At 44.6% G+C, this 17,226-nt stretch carries 11 protein-coding genes; 7 read left to right on the top strand and 4 right to left on the bottom strand.

Translation table 11 applies throughout. From position 1 onward, the window contains the following. The first annotated feature begins 18 nt into the window (after window positions 1–18). The 4 genes from FLM48_RS12980 to FLM48_RS12965 all read left to right on the top strand — a co-directional run bounded on the left by FLM48_RS12980 (window position 19) and on the right by FLM48_RS12965 (window position 4,521). Window positions 19–861: a tetratricopeptide repeat protein gene (locus tag FLM48_RS12980; protein WP_179024911.1), complete on the top strand. Its 843-nt coding sequence runs from the start codon at window positions 19–21 to the stop codon at window positions 859–861. A 180-nt stretch (window positions 862–1,041) separates the two neighbouring features. Beyond that, window positions 1,042–1,686, top strand: a complete 645-nt coding sequence (adk, locus tag FLM48_RS12975) for an adenylate kinase (protein WP_028773005.1) — start codon at window positions 1,042–1,044, stop codon at window positions 1,684–1,686. Window positions 1,687–2,058: 372 nt separating this feature from the next. Next, window positions 2,059–3,066: a ferrochelatase gene (gene hemH / locus FLM48_RS12970; protein ID WP_179024910.1), complete on the top strand. Its 1,008-nt coding sequence runs from the start codon at window positions 2,059–2,061 to the stop codon at window positions 3,064–3,066. A 150-nt stretch (window positions 3,067–3,216) separates the two neighbouring features. Then, window positions 3,217–4,521, top strand: a complete 1,305-nt coding sequence (locus FLM48_RS12965) for an inosine/guanosine kinase (RefSeq protein WP_028773003.1) — start codon at window positions 3,217–3,219, stop codon at window positions 4,519–4,521. Between the two features lie 78 nt (window positions 4,522–4,599). On the opposite strand, the gene FLM48_RS12960 is transcribed toward FLM48_RS12965, so the two are convergent. Then, entirely contained in the window at window positions 4,600–5,919 is a 1,320-nt protein-coding gene (locus tag FLM48_RS12960) for a dicarboxylate/amino acid:cation symporter (RefSeq protein WP_028773002.1), read from the bottom strand. Between the two features lie 217 nt (window positions 5,920–6,136). Between FLM48_RS12960 and FLM48_RS12955 the strand changes: the two genes are divergently transcribed. Next, on the top strand, window positions 6,137–8,605 hold the full coding sequence (locus FLM48_RS12955; protein WP_179024909.1) for an Ig-like domain-containing protein: 2,469 nt from the start codon (window positions 6,137–6,139) through the stop codon (window positions 8,603–8,605). Between the two features lie 178 nt (window positions 8,606–8,783). Here FLM48_RS12955 and astB read toward each other — a convergent pair whose 3' ends face one another. Beyond that, window positions 8,784–10,121, bottom strand: a complete 1,338-nt coding sequence (gene astB / locus FLM48_RS12950; RefSeq protein WP_179024908.1) for an N-succinylarginine dihydrolase — start codon at window positions 10,119–10,121, stop codon at window positions 8,784–8,786. Window positions 10,122–10,470: 349 nt separating this feature from the next. On the opposite strand from astB, the gene topA reads away from it, so the two are divergent. After that, complete coding sequence (topA, locus tag FLM48_RS12945) at window positions 10,471–13,143, top strand: type I DNA topoisomerase (RefSeq protein WP_179024907.1); 2,673 nt, start codon at window positions 10,471–10,473, stop codon at window positions 13,141–13,143. A gap of 399 nt (window positions 13,144–13,542) precedes the next feature. On the opposite strand, the gene FLM48_RS12940 is transcribed toward topA, so the two are convergent. Further along, window positions 13,543–14,322, bottom strand: a complete 780-nt coding sequence (locus FLM48_RS12940) for a hypothetical protein (protein ID WP_028772458.1) — start codon at window positions 14,320–14,322, stop codon at window positions 13,543–13,545. A 237-nt stretch (window positions 14,323–14,559) separates the two neighbouring features. Between FLM48_RS12940 and cysB the strand changes: the two genes are divergently transcribed. Continuing rightward, window positions 14,560–15,534, top strand: a complete 975-nt coding sequence (cysB, locus tag FLM48_RS12935; protein WP_028772457.1) for an HTH-type transcriptional regulator CysB — start codon at window positions 14,560–14,562, stop codon at window positions 15,532–15,534. A gap of 192 nt (window positions 15,535–15,726) precedes the next feature. On the opposite strand, the gene FLM48_RS12930 is transcribed toward cysB, so the two are convergent. Further along, complete coding sequence (locus FLM48_RS12930) at window positions 15,727–17,103, bottom strand: L-serine ammonia-lyase (protein WP_028772456.1); 1,377 nt, start codon at window positions 17,101–17,103, stop codon at window positions 15,727–15,729. Window positions 17,104–17,226: the final 123 nt, after the last annotated feature.

The following is a 17,226-nucleotide window of genomic DNA, read 5'->3' as shown; positions in this document are numbered from 1 at the left end:
TTAAATGCAAGGATGGTTATGCAACCTGTACTCGATCTCACTAAAGAGAATATTCAGCAAGTCGTCGATGCGTCAATGCAACAGATCATTGTGTTGAACTTCTGGAGTGAGCAAAGTCCTGAAAGCGTCACATTGCTCAATACGCTCACAGCGATGGCTCAACAATCAGGCCGTTTCGTATTGGCGAAGGTCAATTGCGATACGGAGATGGAAATCGCCAACTATTTCCAGATCCAAAGTTTACCCACCACTATGGTGCTAAGTGAAGGCAAGCCTATTGATGGTTTTGCCGGATTACAGGAAGCGCCACAGATAGAACAACTACTTGAAAAACACCTACCTGCACAATGGCAATTGGATCTGCAGCAAGCTAAGCAACTGCTAGCAGAGCAGCAGTTTGACCAAGCTTTGCCTTTGTTAAAGCAAGCATACAGTGAATCCACTGCTGCTGAAGTGGCGTTACCCTATGTTGATGCGTTGCTCAGTAAAGGCGATCTCGTGTTAGCGCAAAGTCTACTAGACGGCATCGGCTTAGCAGACCAAGATAGCTACTTCCAAAGTTTGAAGGCGAAATTAAGCCTAGCCCTTGATGCGGCAGACACGCCAGAAATTAGGAATTTGCAACAGCAACTAGCTACTGACTCAAGCAATATGGAGTTGGTACTTAAGCTTGCTACTGCGTTGCACCAAGCCAATCGCAATGACGAAGCACTTGAAAGCTTGTTTGCAGTATTGCAAAAAGATATGAGTGCGTTAGACGGCAACATTAAGCAGTTATTCCTCGATATTTTAACTGCCATGGGCCAAGGCGATTCGCTAGCGAATCAATACCGTAGAAAGTTATATACGTTATTGTATTAACCGCTGCCTTCAGCAATTGTTTTTTGATGAGGTTAGTGAACTGCCTCTCTAACAATTGTCGAGTAGAAATACAAGCAAAGGGGCAAAGTTAAACTCATTAACGCCCCTTCAAAATAGCGGCTATTTATGCGAAAATCGCCGCCCAATGATAAAAACTATGCGAAATAAGAGGACTCTCAGATGCGCATTATGCTATTAGGTGCCCCAGGTGCCGGTAAAGGTACCCAGGCACAGTTCATCATGGAAAAATATGGTGTTCCACAAATCTCTACAGGTGATATGTTACGTGCTGCTGTTAAAGCCGGAACGCCACTTGGCTTAGAAGCCAAAAAAGTGATGGATGCAGGTCAGTTAGTTTCTGATGAGCTTATTATCGGCCTAGTAAAAGAGCGTATTGCCCAAGATGATTGTGCAAAAGGTTTCTTATTAGACGGTTTCCCGCGTACGATCCCGCAAGCCGATGCGATGGCAAATAGCGGTATTGATATTGACCACGTGGTGGAAATCGATGTACCAGATGAAGAAATCGTTAAGCGCATGAGTGGTCGCCGTGTTCACCCTGGCTCAGGACGTGTTTATCATATTGTTTTCAACCAACCAAAAGTTGAAGGCAAAGATGATGTTACCGGTGAAGATCTTGCAATCCGTCCAGATGATGAAGAAGAAACTGTGCGTAAACGCCTTGGCATTTACCACGAGCAAACTAAGCCATTGGTTGAATATTATGGCAACCTAGCGTCGCAAGATAAGCTGGTTTATAGCAAATTTGATGGCACTAAAAGTGTTGCCGATGTGAGTGCTGAAATCGTAACAGCTTTAAGCTAATCACGCTTATTAGTTTCTCTATATGAGCTAGCTCTCATATTTCAAAAAAGCCCACATTTGTGGGCTTTTTTATTGCCTAACTCGATGGTAGCCTTACATTTTCCTTACATATAACTCAAAAAATACAAACAGGTGTACATCGCGCCACTGGCCGGTGAATATCCGAGGTGATCACATAGGTTTTGTAAACTATCAGTGCAATTAGTAAAGGTTGGGAAAACCACTGAATTAGCACTGAGGCGAGAGCAAGCAAAAGGAGTTGGTAAGGCGCGGGTAAATTGATTTCTATCCGCAGTGCGAGGGATAAATTTGCAAAGCGTATGTTGATGGCCATTAACATCTTTTGAGTATCGCCTTATTAAGAGAGCTAACTTGAGCATACAGTCTGAGAAAATTGGGGTTCTACTCGTTAATCTGGGAACACCAGATAGTCCAACCACTGCCGATGTCAGGCGCTTTTTACAGCAGTTTTTGAGTGACCCTCGTGTTGTAGACGTTAATCCGTTGATTTGGAAACCGATCCTCAACGGTATTATTCTTAATACTCGCCCCAAAAAGGTCGCTAAACTCTACGAGAGTATTTGGTGGGAGCAGGGATCGCCGCTGATGGTCGTCAGTGAGCGACAACAGCAAAAGTTACAAAGCATGTTGCAAGCCGCTGGGCTGAATATGCCGGTAGAATTAGGCATGAGTTACGGGAATCCGTCTTTACAATCTGGGTTGGCGCAGCTTAAAGCACGCGGTGCAGAAAAGATAATCGTCCTGCCACTTTATCCACAGTACTCCTGCTCAACGGTTGCCCCCGTGTTTGATGCAATTACTCGTCAGTATCAGCAACAACGCGACTACCCAGAAACTCGCTTTAATAAACAGTATTTTGATCATCCAACCTACATTGAGGCATTGGCTCAGTCGGTGCAAAGTCATTGGCAGCAATATGGCCAAGCTGATTGCTTGCTTATGTCATTCCATGGCGTGCCTAAGCGTTATGTGACAGAGGGCGATCCTTACCAACAACAATGTCAGTCTACTGCAGAATTATTAGCACAACGTCTTGGCTTAACAAATCAGCAATGGCGCATCTGCTTCCAGTCGCAATTTGGTAAAGAAGAATGGTTAACACCATACACCGATGAGATGTTAGCTGATTTGCCTAAACAAGGTATCAAGTCGGTGGACATTATGTGCCCAGCATTTGCTGCTGATTGTTTAGAAACCTTAGAAGAAATCGCCACTGAAGGTAAACAGGAGTTTATCGAAGCCGGTGGTGAAAACTATCGTTTTATCGACTGCTTGAATGACAATGATGCTCATATTCAAATGATGGCTGAATTAGTCAAGCAACAAGCCGCGGGTTGGCTAAGTGAACAAACACTATAAATCGCTGTTCATTGCACTAAACTATGCTAGGATCTGCCGCCATTTTGTTTAATGATGGCGGCATTGCCTGAAGTGCCATGCATACTAGCGCGGGGAATATAGTATGCTACTTTTAGAAGATCGCAAGGATGCCAATATTGAGAATCTGTTATGAAGTTTCCTGGACAGCGAAAGTCTAAACACTATTTTCCAGTCAAAAACAAAGATCCGCTGCTGGCACAATTGACCCAGCAGCCGCAGCACGTCTCGACCCATATTAGTGGTATCGATCAAACATTGGTTGATATTGAAGCCAAAGTTGGCGATGAGCTATTACAACGTTATGGCTTACCTAAAGGTAACTCAACCTTAATTGATGACGACAAGGCGCACCAGTTATATAACGAGCTGAAAGATAACCGCTTAGTCAGTGATGAGTTCGCTGGTGGGACTATCGGTAACACCGTTCATAACTATTCTATTTTGGCCGATGATCGCTCGGTATTGTTTGGGGTCATGAGTAATAATATTGCTGTGGGGAGTTATGCCTACCGATACCTTTGCAATACATCCTCTAAAGTCGATCTTAACTTCTTGCAGCCGGTAGATGGCCCAATTGGGCGTTGCTTTACGCTGATTTCTGAATGTGGCGAGCGTACTTTTGCAATCAGCAAAGGTTCAATGGATAAGCTGACGCCAGCCTATATCGACGAAAAGATAGTTAAAACCTCTTCAGCTTTAGTATTGACCGCTTATTTAATGCGAGCTAGTGGAGGCGATCAGATCACAGCGGCGGCACTAAAAGCCATAGAATATGCTAAAGCGGCCGATGTGCCAGTGGTGTTGACACTGGGTACTCGCTTCTTAATTGAGGAAGATCCGCAGTGGTGGCGTGACTTCATTAAGGACAATGTTTCGATATTAGCGATGAATGAAGATGAAGGTGAAGCGCTAACAGGCTTTAAGGACCCACTGAGCGCCAGTGAGGCGGCTTTAGAGTGGTGTGACATGGTGTTGACTACCGCAGGGCCTCTTGGCTTGTATACGGCTGGTTACACCGATGACAGCGAAAAGCGCGAAACAAGTCATGCATTACTGCCTGGTGCTATTCCTGAATTTAACCGCTATGAGTTTTCACGTCCTAAGCGTCGCCGTGATTGTGATGAACCTATAAAGGTATATGCGCATATTTCACCTTATATGGGCGGGCCGGAAAAAATTCGTAATACCAATGGAGCCGGTGATGGTGCTTTATCTGCGCTACTGCATGATTTGGCATCCAACGATTATCATCGCTCTAATGTGCCTGGTTCAAGTAAACATAAGAACGATGGCTTGTGTTACAGCTCGTTTTCACAAATCTGTAAATATGCAAACCGCGTAGCATTTGAAGTATTGGCTCAACATAGTCCACGATTATCTCGGGGTTTACCTGAGCGTGAAGATAGTCTAGAAGAGTCCTATTGGGAGCGCTAAACTAGAGTTTGCTCTACATAATAAAAAAGGCGCCCTTAGGCGCCTTTTTTGATCTGCTAAATACTCACTTATGGGTTATTAGCTTTTTAGCTCAGCGTTAACTTGTTCAGTAAAGCTGCCCGCAGTTTTCCCTGCTTGAGTATCATTGAAGGTTGTGTCATCAAACGCACCTTCAGATTTAGCTATCACAACAGTAGCAACAGAGTCTCCGGTAACGTTAACCGCAGTACGTACCATATCAAGTAGGCGGTCAACACCCATAATCAGTGCAATACCTTCTACAGGCAGTCCTACTTGGTTCAGTACCATAGCTAACATGATAAGTCCGACACCTGGAACACCGGCTGTACCAATTGAGGCAAGCGTAGCGGTAACGACAACCATGGCATAATCGGTGATGGTCAAATCAATGCCAAATACCTGAGCAATGAATACTGTCGCCACACCTTGCATAATCGCCGTACCATCCATGTTGATGGTGGCACCTAAAGGCAAAGTGAATGACGCCACTTTGTTGTCCACGCCTAAACGGTGCTCAGCGGTTTCAATGGTAACGGGTAAGGTTGCGTTTGAGCTTGCGGTACTAAATGCAAATAGTTGCACATCACGCATCTTACGAATGAAGATAAATGGATTAAGCCCAGAAAATAGCTTCAATAGTGATGGGTAAACCACAAACGCATGTATCAGCAACACGCCCAGAACCACTAAGAAGTACTTCAGTACGCTACCGAATGTTTCAACACCTAGAGTCAGTGCGAGCTTCGCCATTAGTGCGAAAATACCATAAGGCGCCAGTGACATAACTAAGGTGACAACACGCATAATCACTTCGTTTAAGTCGCTAAATAGCGCTGCAACACGCTTACCTCTTTCACCAATGTGGGAAATGGCAAAACCAAAGATCACTGCAAAGATAATAATTTGCAGCATGTTACCTTCGGTCATCGCTTGAATTGGGTTGCGAGGAACTAAATTAATGAGTACTTCGGCTAAACCAGGCGCTTCCTTGGCGCTAAATTCAATGTGCTCTGAGGCCAGTGATGCATTACCGGGATGAATCAACAGTGCAACAAGAATTGCCATCGATAGTGCGATAGCGGTGGTGAATAAGTAAAACGCTATCGTTTTACCCCCTAAGCGCCCTAATTTTGATGGGTCGCTTAACGAGCAGGTTCCGCACACCAAAGAGATAAATACCAAGGGGACAACCAACATCTGCAAACTAGAGATAAAGATCGAGCCGATGACATTAAACAACCCTTCGGTTATGTACTCTTCAACGAACGTGCTACCTGGCAGCAGGTTTCTCAGCAACAGGCCAAATATAATACCGGTAGCCATACCGATAAGTATTTTACCCGTGAGGCCGAGTTTTTTAGATTGAGTTAAAGCCATTTTGCTTCCTGTATAATTATTATGCTTTCAATTTGCGCATTAAAGCCTAGCAAGAAAAGTTAGCAGAAGAAACGGGCAAATAGTTAAAGTTTTTGGTGATTTTGCCGAATTAAATGCAATGAGTTATGGAAAAGTTATAGGAAAATTGTGTAATGTTGACCTATAAGTAATAAACAGATGTTATAAATTTATAATCTGAGTAACAGGGAGTCTGACAATGCAGTCAGCGTTTAAAGTTTTTGTCTCATTTTTACTGTCCTTTTTTATAGTTGCGTGTAGTGGAGGGGGGGATATATCAGATTCGGGCGGTGGCACAGATCCTGCTCCAGAAGTTACCATTTCAGTTAATTTGTCTATCGATAATTCCCAAATATCAGTTGCCGAGCCTGGCGTGATAACCGCAACCGTTGTCGATTCCAATGGTGACCCGGTTGATACTCTCGTATCGTTTTCACTAAATAATGCCGACTACGGTACGTTCGATCCCATTACTGGCGATGTTCCTACTAACTCTGATGGAGTAGCAACCATTAAGGTGAACACCGCAGAAATCAATACGGGTGCAACGGTTACGGCAACCACGAGTACCGGTGAGAGCAGCTCAGTCAATCTGATTATGGTTGGCGATGGCGGCGAGGCTGGAGGTGGTGCACAAGTTTCTGTGGTGTTGACGGACCCAAGTGGCAACCCTATTCAAAGTATCAGTACGTTATCGCCAGGAAAGCTCACCGCTACGGTGACGGGCATTAGTAGTGCGGTGATTGTCACCTTTGACAGTGAAATTGGTGATCTACCGATTAAAACTGCGGTCACCGATAGCGAAGGTAAAGCCACAGTAGATATTTACGCTGGTAGTTCATTAGGCGCAGGTGAGGTCACTGCCTCGCTGACAACCAATGAAGTTGGCAAAACTATCGTGGTCGTTGGCGCGACCAATGTGGTGATGGGTAGTGGTGACCCACTACAAGAAGGCGTGGCTGAAGTCAGCACGGATGTGTTATCCGCTGGTGGTACTGCAACTATTTCAGTGTTGATTCAAGACGATCAAGGCAATGCCTTTACAGAGCCTGTTGACGTGAACTTCTCATCGACTTGTGCTACCAAAAGTCCTGCTCAAGCAGAAATTAGCTCTCCGATTTCTTCAAGTAATGGGGTTGCGACTTCAACTTATCTTGCCCAAGGCTGTGTTGGTGAAGATCAAATAAATGTCACCGCTAATGCGGGTGGTATTGCGTTATCGGCAGTGGGTATCATTAATGTATTGCAAGCTGATGTGGGCAGTATTGTATTTGTATCCGCAGAGCCTGAGAATATTGGCATACTAGGCACCGGCGGTATCGAAGCATCAACAATTAAATTTAGAGTGTTGGACAAAAACAGTAACCCGGTGAGTAATCAAAATGTACTGTTCTCGCTTAATACAGATGTAGGTGGGGTTGATTTTAGTCCTAAATCTGCGACGACTAATAGTGATGGTATTGTACAGACCGTGGTGACTACCGGTACCGTTGCGACTTCCTTAAGAGTTACAGCGACTGTAGATGATGGCTCGGTACCAGCGATAGCCAGTCAGTCGAAACAGCTTATTGTGTCAACCGGTATTCCAGATCAAGACAGTTTCTCCTTATCTGCTGCAGTATTAAATGCAGAAGGCTGGGATATTGATGGTACTGAGGTAGTGGTGACCGCGCGTATGGCGGATGCATTTAATAACCCTGTACCAGACGGAACAACAGTATCTTTTACTACTGAAGGCGGTTCTATTGAAGATGCTTGCCAGACGGTGAAAGGGGCTTGTTCGGTTAAATGGACATCACAATTACCACGACCAGAAGGGAATACTTTGCTATCCGGTGATGGGTCGCAGACTCGTAATCCAGAATCAGGGTTAACTTATGATGCAACACTTGGTGTTTACGGCAACTTTTACGACCAGAAGTACGGTGGCCGGGCAACGATAACCGCTACGGCGATCGGCGAGGAAAGCTTTCCAGACCTTAATGGTAATGGTCGCTTTGATGCTGATGAAATGAATGAATTTATTAACGGTACCGATGTTACAGGTCAAGCTTTTGATCTAGATGATGCTTTTAATGACTATAACGAAGATACTGTGTTTAATCCTCAACCTGCTAACCAATTACCTGGGCAAATAGGTGGTGAACTTGAAGAGTTAATTGACTTTAATTTTAATCAAATATTCGATCAAAAAGACGGTCTGTACAATGGTGTGCTATGTTCAGACCCTGTGCACGCAGGTTGTGCTGATGGGGTAAGTAATTCTAAGTCAATTTATGTACGCCGTAGTCTTGTCATGGTGATGTCTGGAAGTGCCGCTTTCGCCACTGATTTAGCCGACATTGTAATTGATGATGCTCGCGGTGAAGGTAATCATCAGAGTATTCAGATTGTCGGCAAAGGTGCAGCTACGGCTTGGTTTACAATATCTGATTTACATAATCAGCAGATGCCAGCAGGTTCGATTGTTCGCTTTACCGCCAGTGCTGGCTCTGTAGTAAGTTCAAGTGAAATAGTTTGGCCTAGTACTAACTATAACGGTGGGCGAGATTTTGCCGTAACAGTTAAGGGTGAGGATGAACCTAATTCAGGCGTCTTACTTGTTGAAGTTGAAACACCAAGCGGGGTGAAAACCCAAGTAGTATCGATAGGTATTACTATCTTGTAGTTTGGATGATATTTAGAAAACTTAAAAAAGGTGCTGAGGCACCTTTTTTTATAACTAGCGTCGAGTTTGCTGATGACTTATTGGTTATGTACCATTTTATGGTCATTAAAAAAGCCACCTCAATTGAGGTGGCTTTTTAGTCGGTATTTAGTTAAAACAAACTGCTTTCAACGCGCGATTACTTCTGGAACTGATACACACTTCCAAGTTTCATAATTTGCGTGAGTTCATCAAGTGCAGTCCGAGACTCGATAATAAGCTGAGGATCGGCTAGGTCTGCAACAGCGAGTTCATCACGATAATGCTTGTCGACCCAAGTATTTAGTTTGCTGAACAACTCATCATTCATCAGCGTATGAGGGTTTACCGCAGCCACCTCAGCTTCATTCATTGCCACTCTTAAGCGCAAACAGGCAGGGCCACCGCCATTTTGCATGCTTTGTTTTACATCAAAGTAGTGGACATGCTTAATTGGCGTACCTAATGTCACTACTTCATTGAGATAGGCAAACACTGCTGGGTTTTCTTGGCAATCTGTAGGCGCAATAATCGCCATTTCACCGTTTGGCAGGGTAACAACCTGGGTATTGAATAGGTAACTTCGCACCGCATCATCAATCGATACCTTAGCGGTTGGGACTTCAATAAAGTGCAGGTCACTGCCATTGAACTTTTGACGGATTTCATCAAGCTTCTGTTGGGTATGTAAAAATGCTTGTTCATGATAGAACAATACATTTTGGTTACCGACAGCAATCACATCGTTGTGGAACACGCCTTGATCAATCACATCGGGATTTTGCTGCATGAATACACAGCTTTCATCATCGAGTTGGTGCAATCTTGCGACCGCTTGAGAGGCTTCTAATGTTTGCCTTGCTGGGAACTTGGTCGGCTTAGGTGCGTTTGGATCGGTAACACTTTGACCGTAGACAAACAACTCAACACCTGATTGGCCATACTGTGGGCAAAGGCGAGTATGGTTGGCCGCCCCTTCATCACCAAAGCTTGGGTGTTCTGGCAAATGAGCGTGGTGATTAAAGTAGCGATTGTTGTCAAATGTCGCCGCTAAAATGTTGCCCGTGGTTATAGGTTCTATACTACGGTGTAGTTTGTCGACTAAATTTGCTGGGGTGAAATGGATTTTACCGTCTTGGGTATCAGCGCTAGGAGAGACAGTTGCCGCATTTGCGGTCCACATGCTTGATGCGCTGCAGCACGCTCTAAGTAAAGCAGGGGCTTGCTCAGCCGCTTTTTGTAAAACTTGTGCATCTGTACCGGAAAATCCAATTCGACGCAGTGTATGTAAGTCTGGGCGCTCTTGAGGGGCAAGTACACCCTGAACTAAACCAAGATCGGCTAGCGCTTTAGCCTTTTTGAGTCCTTGTTTGGCGGCTGACTTCGGGCTCGATGTCGCCGCAGCATTGTTTAACGAGGCAACATTACCAAATGACAAGCCGGCATAATTGTGGGTAGGACCAACGAGTCCGTCAAAATTCGCTTCAAAATGCTTCATGAAAGTTCCTTTCAGTAGGGGCGCAAACCAGATTTTTTAATGCTTTGTGTGTTTTTGTTTGCGATATTTGCGCTCAGTATACTTGAGCGCGCGGGGTTAACAAGGTAGGGGAAAAAGTGTGTTTTTGTGATTTTTGCATCGAAATGCATAACTATTACTTGCTAGATAGCGAATAATGAAATATTAGTTTTTAATTACGCAATATTATTTTTCACATTTTTTTCAAAAATGGTTAAAAAGTGGCTCACCAACGCAAATAATATAGGGATTAGCTTGAAAGTATCGAGACAACCCTCTATATATGGAGCCAATTTACAGATTTTTGAGACTTTTTGGCGCAGAACACTATATGGGTAAATCGCTAGTTATTGTCGAATCACCGGCCAAAGCCAAGACTATTAATAAATATCTCGGCAAAGATTACATTGTTAAATCAAGTGTAGGACACATACGTGACCTGCCAACATCATCGAGCAGCGATTCAAAAGTGGCGACTAAAACGCCCGCTGAAGTGCGCAAGATGTCGCCTGAAGAAAAAGCCGTCTATAAAAGTGCTAAGGCTAAACAAGCGCTTGTGGCTCGGATGGGTGTCGACCCCGAAAAAGGATGGAAAGCGAAATACCAAACTTTGCCTGGCAAAGAGAAAGTGGTTAAAGAACTCCAAACACTTGCAGCGTCAGCCGACCATATCTTTCTCGCAACCGATTTGGATAGAGAGGGAGAGGCGATTGCATGGCACTTGCAAGAAGTGATTGGAGGAGATGCTTCACGTTATCAGCGTGTGGTGTTCAACGAAATTACTAAGTCTGCAATTCAAGATGCCTTTAGTCACCCAGCAACCTTAGATACCAATATGGTTAATGCTCAGCAAGCGCGTCGTTTTCTCGACCGTGTTGTGGGCTTTATGGTATCGCCATTGTTGTGGAAAAAAGTGGCTCGAGGATTATCAGCTGGCCGGGTTCAATCGGTAGCGACACGTCTAGTGGTTGAGCGCGAAGGTGAAATTAAGGCTTTTGTACCAGAAGAGTTTTGGGACATCCATGCTGATCTGAACACCTTAAGCAATGCCGCTATTAAGATGGAAGTGACTAAGTTTAAGGGCGATGCCTTTAAGCCGGTTAACGAAACACAGGCGCTTGCTGCCGTTGAGCAACTAAAGCAATCAAGCTACGTTGTTGCCGCGCGTGAAGACAGAGCGACGTCAAGTAAACCATCAGCGCCTTATATCACCTCAACACTGCAGCAAGCGGCAAGTACCCGCTTAGGCTACGGTGTTAAAAAGACCATGATGATGGCGCAACGTCTCTATGAGGCGGGTCATATTACCTATATGCGTACCGATTCGACCAATCTAAGCCAAGAGGCATTAGATAGCGTTCGCGATATGATTGGCAATGAGTTTGGTGATAAGTATTTACCTGAGAAGCCTAATCGCTATGGTAGCAAAGAGGGCGCTCAAGAGGCGCACGAAGCCATTCGACCTTCAGATGTAAAAGTACAAGCTGCTAGCCTAAAAGATATGGAGCGTGACGCACAGCGCCTATATGAATTGATTTGGCGTCAGTTTGTTGCTTGTCAGATGATGCCGGCAAAATACGATGCAACGCGTTTAACGGTGACTGCGGGTGACTATGAGCTTAAAGCAACCGGCCGCACGTTAAAATTTGATGGTTGGACACGTGTCCAAACCGCGATTAAAAAGAAAAATGACGAAGAAAGCACCCTACCTTATGTCGCGCAGGGTGATGCACTTGAGCTGGAAACGTTAACACCTAAGCAGCACTTTACTAAGCCGCCTGCACGTTTCAGTGAAGCTTCGCTGGTTAAAGAGCTTGAAAAGCGTGGGATTGGTCGACCATCAACTTACGCGACTATTATTTCAACCATTCAAGATCGGGGTTATGTAAAAGTGGAAAATCGCCGCTTTTATGCCGAAAAGATGGGTGAGATTGTCAGTGAAAGTTTAGTCGGTAGCTTTGAAGAGTTGATGAGTTACGATTTTACTGCAGATATGGAGCAGACATTAGATGATGTTGCTCAAGGTAAATTGCAGTGGAAAAAAGTACTAGACGGCTTCTACGGTGATTTGACTCAGCAGCTTGAAAAAGCAGAGTTACCACCGGAAGAGGGGGGAATGCGTCCTAACGAGATGATTCTCACCGATATTAAATGCCCAACTTGTGAACGGCCAATGGGTATCCGTACCGGCACGACAGGGGTATTCCTAGGTTGTTCCGGTTATGCTTTACCGCCAAAAGAGCGCTGTAAAACCACCATGAATCTGACACCTGGTGAAGAGGCGATCAGTGAAAATAGTGAAGATGCTGAAACCGATGCATTGCGGGCTAAACACCGCTGTGGCATTTGCGGTACGGCGATGGACAGCTATTTAATTGACGAAGCGCGTAAACTCCATGTTTGTGGTAATAATCCGGTGTGTCCTGGTTATGAAGTCGAAGCGGGTCAGTTCAAAATTAAGGGCTATGAAGGGCCGATTTTAGAATGTGATCGTTGCGGCAACGATATGGAGCTGAAAAACGGCCGCTTTGGTAAGTATTTCGGCTGTACCAATAGCGAGTGTAAGAACACCCGTAAGTTGCTCAAAAACGGTGAAGCTGCGCCACCAAAAGAAGATCCTATCCACCTACCAGAGCTTAAGTGTACTAAGTCTGATGGTTACTTCGTGTTACGTGATGGCGCTGCCGGTATCTTTATGGCGGCAAGTACATTCCCTAAATCACGAGAAACACGCGCGCCATTGGTAGAGGAGCTGGTGAAGTATCGCGAGCTGTTATGGCCTAAGTATCAGTATTTAGCTGATGCACCTGTTACTGATGAAGAAGGTAATAAGGCCTCTGTGCGCTTTAGCCGTAAGACGAAGGAGCAATACGTTGCTACTGATGTCGATGGTAAAGCAACCGGTTGGACATCTAAGTTTATCGATGGCAAGTGGGTCAGCGAAGCCAAAGCTAAGGCTAAGCCTAAAGCGAAAGCCAAACCAAAGGCGAAAGCGAAAAAGTAGCCTAGTTCTATAGTAAAAGTAATACTTAAAAGCCCTGATGATATATCAGGGCTTTTTTATGTTTAGCTTAAAATAGTGCACAACTGAGATTATGGCATTGTGTAGATGAGCATAGAATATTGATGGAGTAGGCTCTGATGGCTGCTATATCAAAAGACTTTTTGCAAGGTTGAATAGCCTTGCTAGCGGCAGTTGCGACTGGTAACGCAAAGATTCAAGCCTAACCTAGCATCAGGCAGTGTTGTACGATTCAAGTAGCAAGCCATATTTGTACAGCGTTAACACTGCAGCTGCTATGTGCCTAGGTTTAACATCGAGTGCTTAAATGGTGCAGGAAAGTGAGAGGTCGACTAGCGACCTCGACTAGCGTGAGACTTTAATAGTCAGAATTTGAAAAGGTTACCACTTCTTCTTTGGCTGGAACAATACATCGATATCATCTTCATCGCCCTGCTTAACTTTGGGCGCATTAGGCGCATTTTGTTTTTGAGCGCCCATGATTTCGTCGAGCATATTTTTCGCTTCATCGACTTTTTTAGCGATAAAAGGATCGTTGGGGGTTTGCGCCTTAATAGCATGTAAAGTGGCCAGCGCTTTGGTGACCATCTGTTTAGAAGAGCCGTATTGCTTCATAAAGCAAGCTGTGCGGGCACGGGACAACATTGAATCAACATTGATACGCAATTGCAGGCTGTCAATGCGGTTCTCTTCTTGGGCAAAAATGGCGGGCTCCACTTTTCCTTTATTATGCTCAGCACGCAAAATGGCTTTAAGTTTCTTTAAAACCTGCACCAACACTAAGATCTGTTTGTCATTGTCCGGCAGTCTAAAGCTTTCGATGGGAGGGGCAGATTTTGCGTTTTGCTGTAAGTTGTCAATTTGGCCCTGCAAATCAACCAAACGGCGCTCATAATCACCCGCTTGATTGGGTGATAATGAGCCGGCAATTTTTAATGCCTCTTGTACACGGCGATATAACACCAATATGGTTTGGGGCGAACAGGGGAACATACCAGTATTTGATAAGACATTTTCAGTCTCATCAATAATGGCCCGTTGTCGGGCTAACTCTGTTCTGCGCTCAGCTTCTGCACGCTCTTTTTGCTGCTGAATAACATTAATACCAATGACCAGCAAAAGTAACGCACCGATAAGGATAAGAACCAAGGTGAATATCATAGGTCTACCATTTTTTATGCAATTCTGTTAATGCTACTATAAATCAACACTCTAGCATAGTTATCTTAGACTAGCTTTGTGGCTTGTGTCGTGTGAAATCTCAATCGTCTGTGCTATATTCCAGTTTGATTTAATTCTTTGGTTGTACTATAACTAATAATTATACTTAATTGAGCGCTTTGGGTGGCTAAATTAGCTCCGTCCAAGGCCAATTTCGGTGAGGCGAAAGGATCGAAAATGAAACTGCAGCAACTTAGATATATTGCCGAGGTGGTGAACCATAACCTTAATGTTTCTGCCACCGCAGAAAACCTTTATACCTCGCAACCTGGGATCAGTAAACAGGTTAGAATGCTAGAAGATGAGCTTGGGATTCAAATTTTTGGTCGCAGCGGTAAACACTTAACCCATGTTACCCCAGCGGGTCAGCAAGTGATTAGTATCGCCAACGATATTCTCGGTAAAGTTGAGAGTATTAAGAAAGTCGCTGAAGAGTATACCAAGCCGGATCAAGGTGAACTCAATATTGCTACCACCGATACTCAAGCACGTTATGCATTGCCGAATATTATTCGTAGCTTTATTGACCGTTATCCAAAAGTTAACTTGCATATGCATCAAGGCACGCCTTCTCAAATCAGTGAGCTTGCTGCGCGAGGCGACGCCGATTTTGCGATAGCAACGGAGGGCATGCACCTTTATTCCGACTTGATAATGTTGCCATGCTATCACTGGAATCGCTCAATTGTGGTGACTAAAGATCATCCTTTGGCGGGTCGCAGTAATATTAGCATTGAAGATCTTGGCCGATTCCCCTTAGTGACCTATGTTTTTGGTTTCGATAGAGAGTCAGAAATTGAAAAGTCTTTTAAAGCCGCTGGTATTGACCCAAGAGTGGTATTTACCGCAACCAGTGCCGATGTACTCAAAACCTATGTGCGTCTTGGCTTAGGTGTGGGCGTGATTGCTTCTATGGCTATTGACCCGGTGATTGACCGTGATTTAGTTGCGATTGATGCAAGTCACCTGTTTGGCTATAGCACCACCAAAATTGGCTTTAGAAAAGGCAATTTCCTACGCACCTATATGTACGACTTTATCGAGCATTTTGCTCCGCATTTAACCAAAGACGTGGTTGAGAAAGCCGTAGCTCTGCGCGATGCACAACTGATTGAGAATATGTTTAAAGATATCAAGCTGCCGGTAAGATAATCGGTTAGCGTTATCGTCACCCAAGACTTTTTCACTCAAGGCTTTTTTCACCCAAGACTTTTTTCACTCAGCGCTATCGTCGCTCAATGACTAAAGCTTACAAAAAAAACCAACAAGTTTGACTTGTTGGTTTTTTATTTGTCTAGCCTACCAATCTTGGACGCGACTTCCCCCGATGGCAGGGTGGGGTCATTAGCACTCTACAATATTTACCGCCAAACCGCCTTTAGCGGTTTCCTTGTATTTACTGCGCATATCTTTACCGGTATCCATCATGGTTTTTATCACTTTATCAAGTGAAACCTTATGGTTACCATCCCCTCTAAGGGCCATACGTGAAGCATTGATGGCCTTTACTGCCCCCATGGCGTTACGCTCAATACAAGGGACTTGCACTAAGCCACCCACTGGGTCGCAAGTCAGGCCAAGATTATGCTCCATACCAATTTCAGCAGCATTCTCAACATGCTCAACCGTGCCACCCATTATCTCTGTTAATGCCGCGGCGGCCATTGAACAAGCCACACCGACTTCGCCTTGGCAGCCAACCTCTGCACCTGAAATAGAGGCATTCTTTTTATATAAGATACCAATAGCGGCAGCTGTCAGCAGATAGCGGCAGCAAATATCGATATCGACCTTTTGAACAAACATGTCGTAGTAGCATAATACCGCGGGAATAATTCCCGCAGCACCATTGGTTGGTGCGGTTACTACTCGGTCACCAGCGGCGTTTTGCTCATTAACTGATAAGGCAAATAAATCGACCCAGTCCATCGCCATAAGTGGATCGACACTATGCTTGCCTTCCGCTTTTAAGCGGCGATACATTGCGGGTGCACGGCGACGTAATTTGAGTCCACCTGGTAAAATACCTTCTTTTTGATAGCCACGTTCGACACAGTTCTTCATTGTTTGCCAAATGTGCCATAACTGTTGTTTAACATCGTCTTCTGAGGCAATGCTAAGCTCATTTTCCATCATTAATGAAGAGATACTTAATCCATTTTCTGTGCAGCAATCTAGCAATTCTTTGGCGCTATTAAAATCATGGGGCGCTGAGATGATAGGAGCCGCAGGCGAGGCATCTTGTGCGGTGATCTCATCTTCATCGAGAATAAATCCGCCACCTACTGAGTAATAGGTACGTTGGTATATACATTCGCCTTTGCTGTATGCGTACAACGTCATTGCGTTAGCGTGAGCAGGTAGACTTTTACGGCGGTGGTAGGTAATGCCATTCTCTTTTGTAAACAACACGGTTTTACCGCAAGCCATAGTTAACGTTTGTTGTTGTTCTACTTGAGTAAGGATTTGGTCAATATTATCTGTGTTAACGGTTTCGGGCGCTTCACCCATTAGGCCCAAAATCACCGCTTTACCGGTGCCGTGGCCTTTACCTGTTTGACCCAGTGAGCCAAAAAGTTCCGAACGCAATTCATCTGTGGCGTCAATATGACCATGTTCAGATAGGTCGTTGATAAAAATATTGCCAGCTTTCATTGGCCCAACGGTATGGGAGCTCGATGGCCCGATACCGATCTTGAACATGTCAAATACACTAATCATGATAAAACCCTGCTTGTTTCTTTTGTTATATTTGTTTCTGCTGCTTCAATTCTAGGCCAATACGTGAATTTATGTGCGTCATACACCGTATTCTCGGGCTGTTATGTTAGTCTTGTCATAGTC

Source organism: Shewanella sp. Scap07 (genome assembly GCF_013394145.1).
Classification (GTDB): domain Bacteria; phylum Pseudomonadota; class Gammaproteobacteria; order Enterobacterales; family Shewanellaceae; genus Shewanella; species Shewanella waksmanii.
Note: the sequence above shows the minus strand (reverse complement) of the source record. Positions and strands in the feature narration are given on the sequence as shown.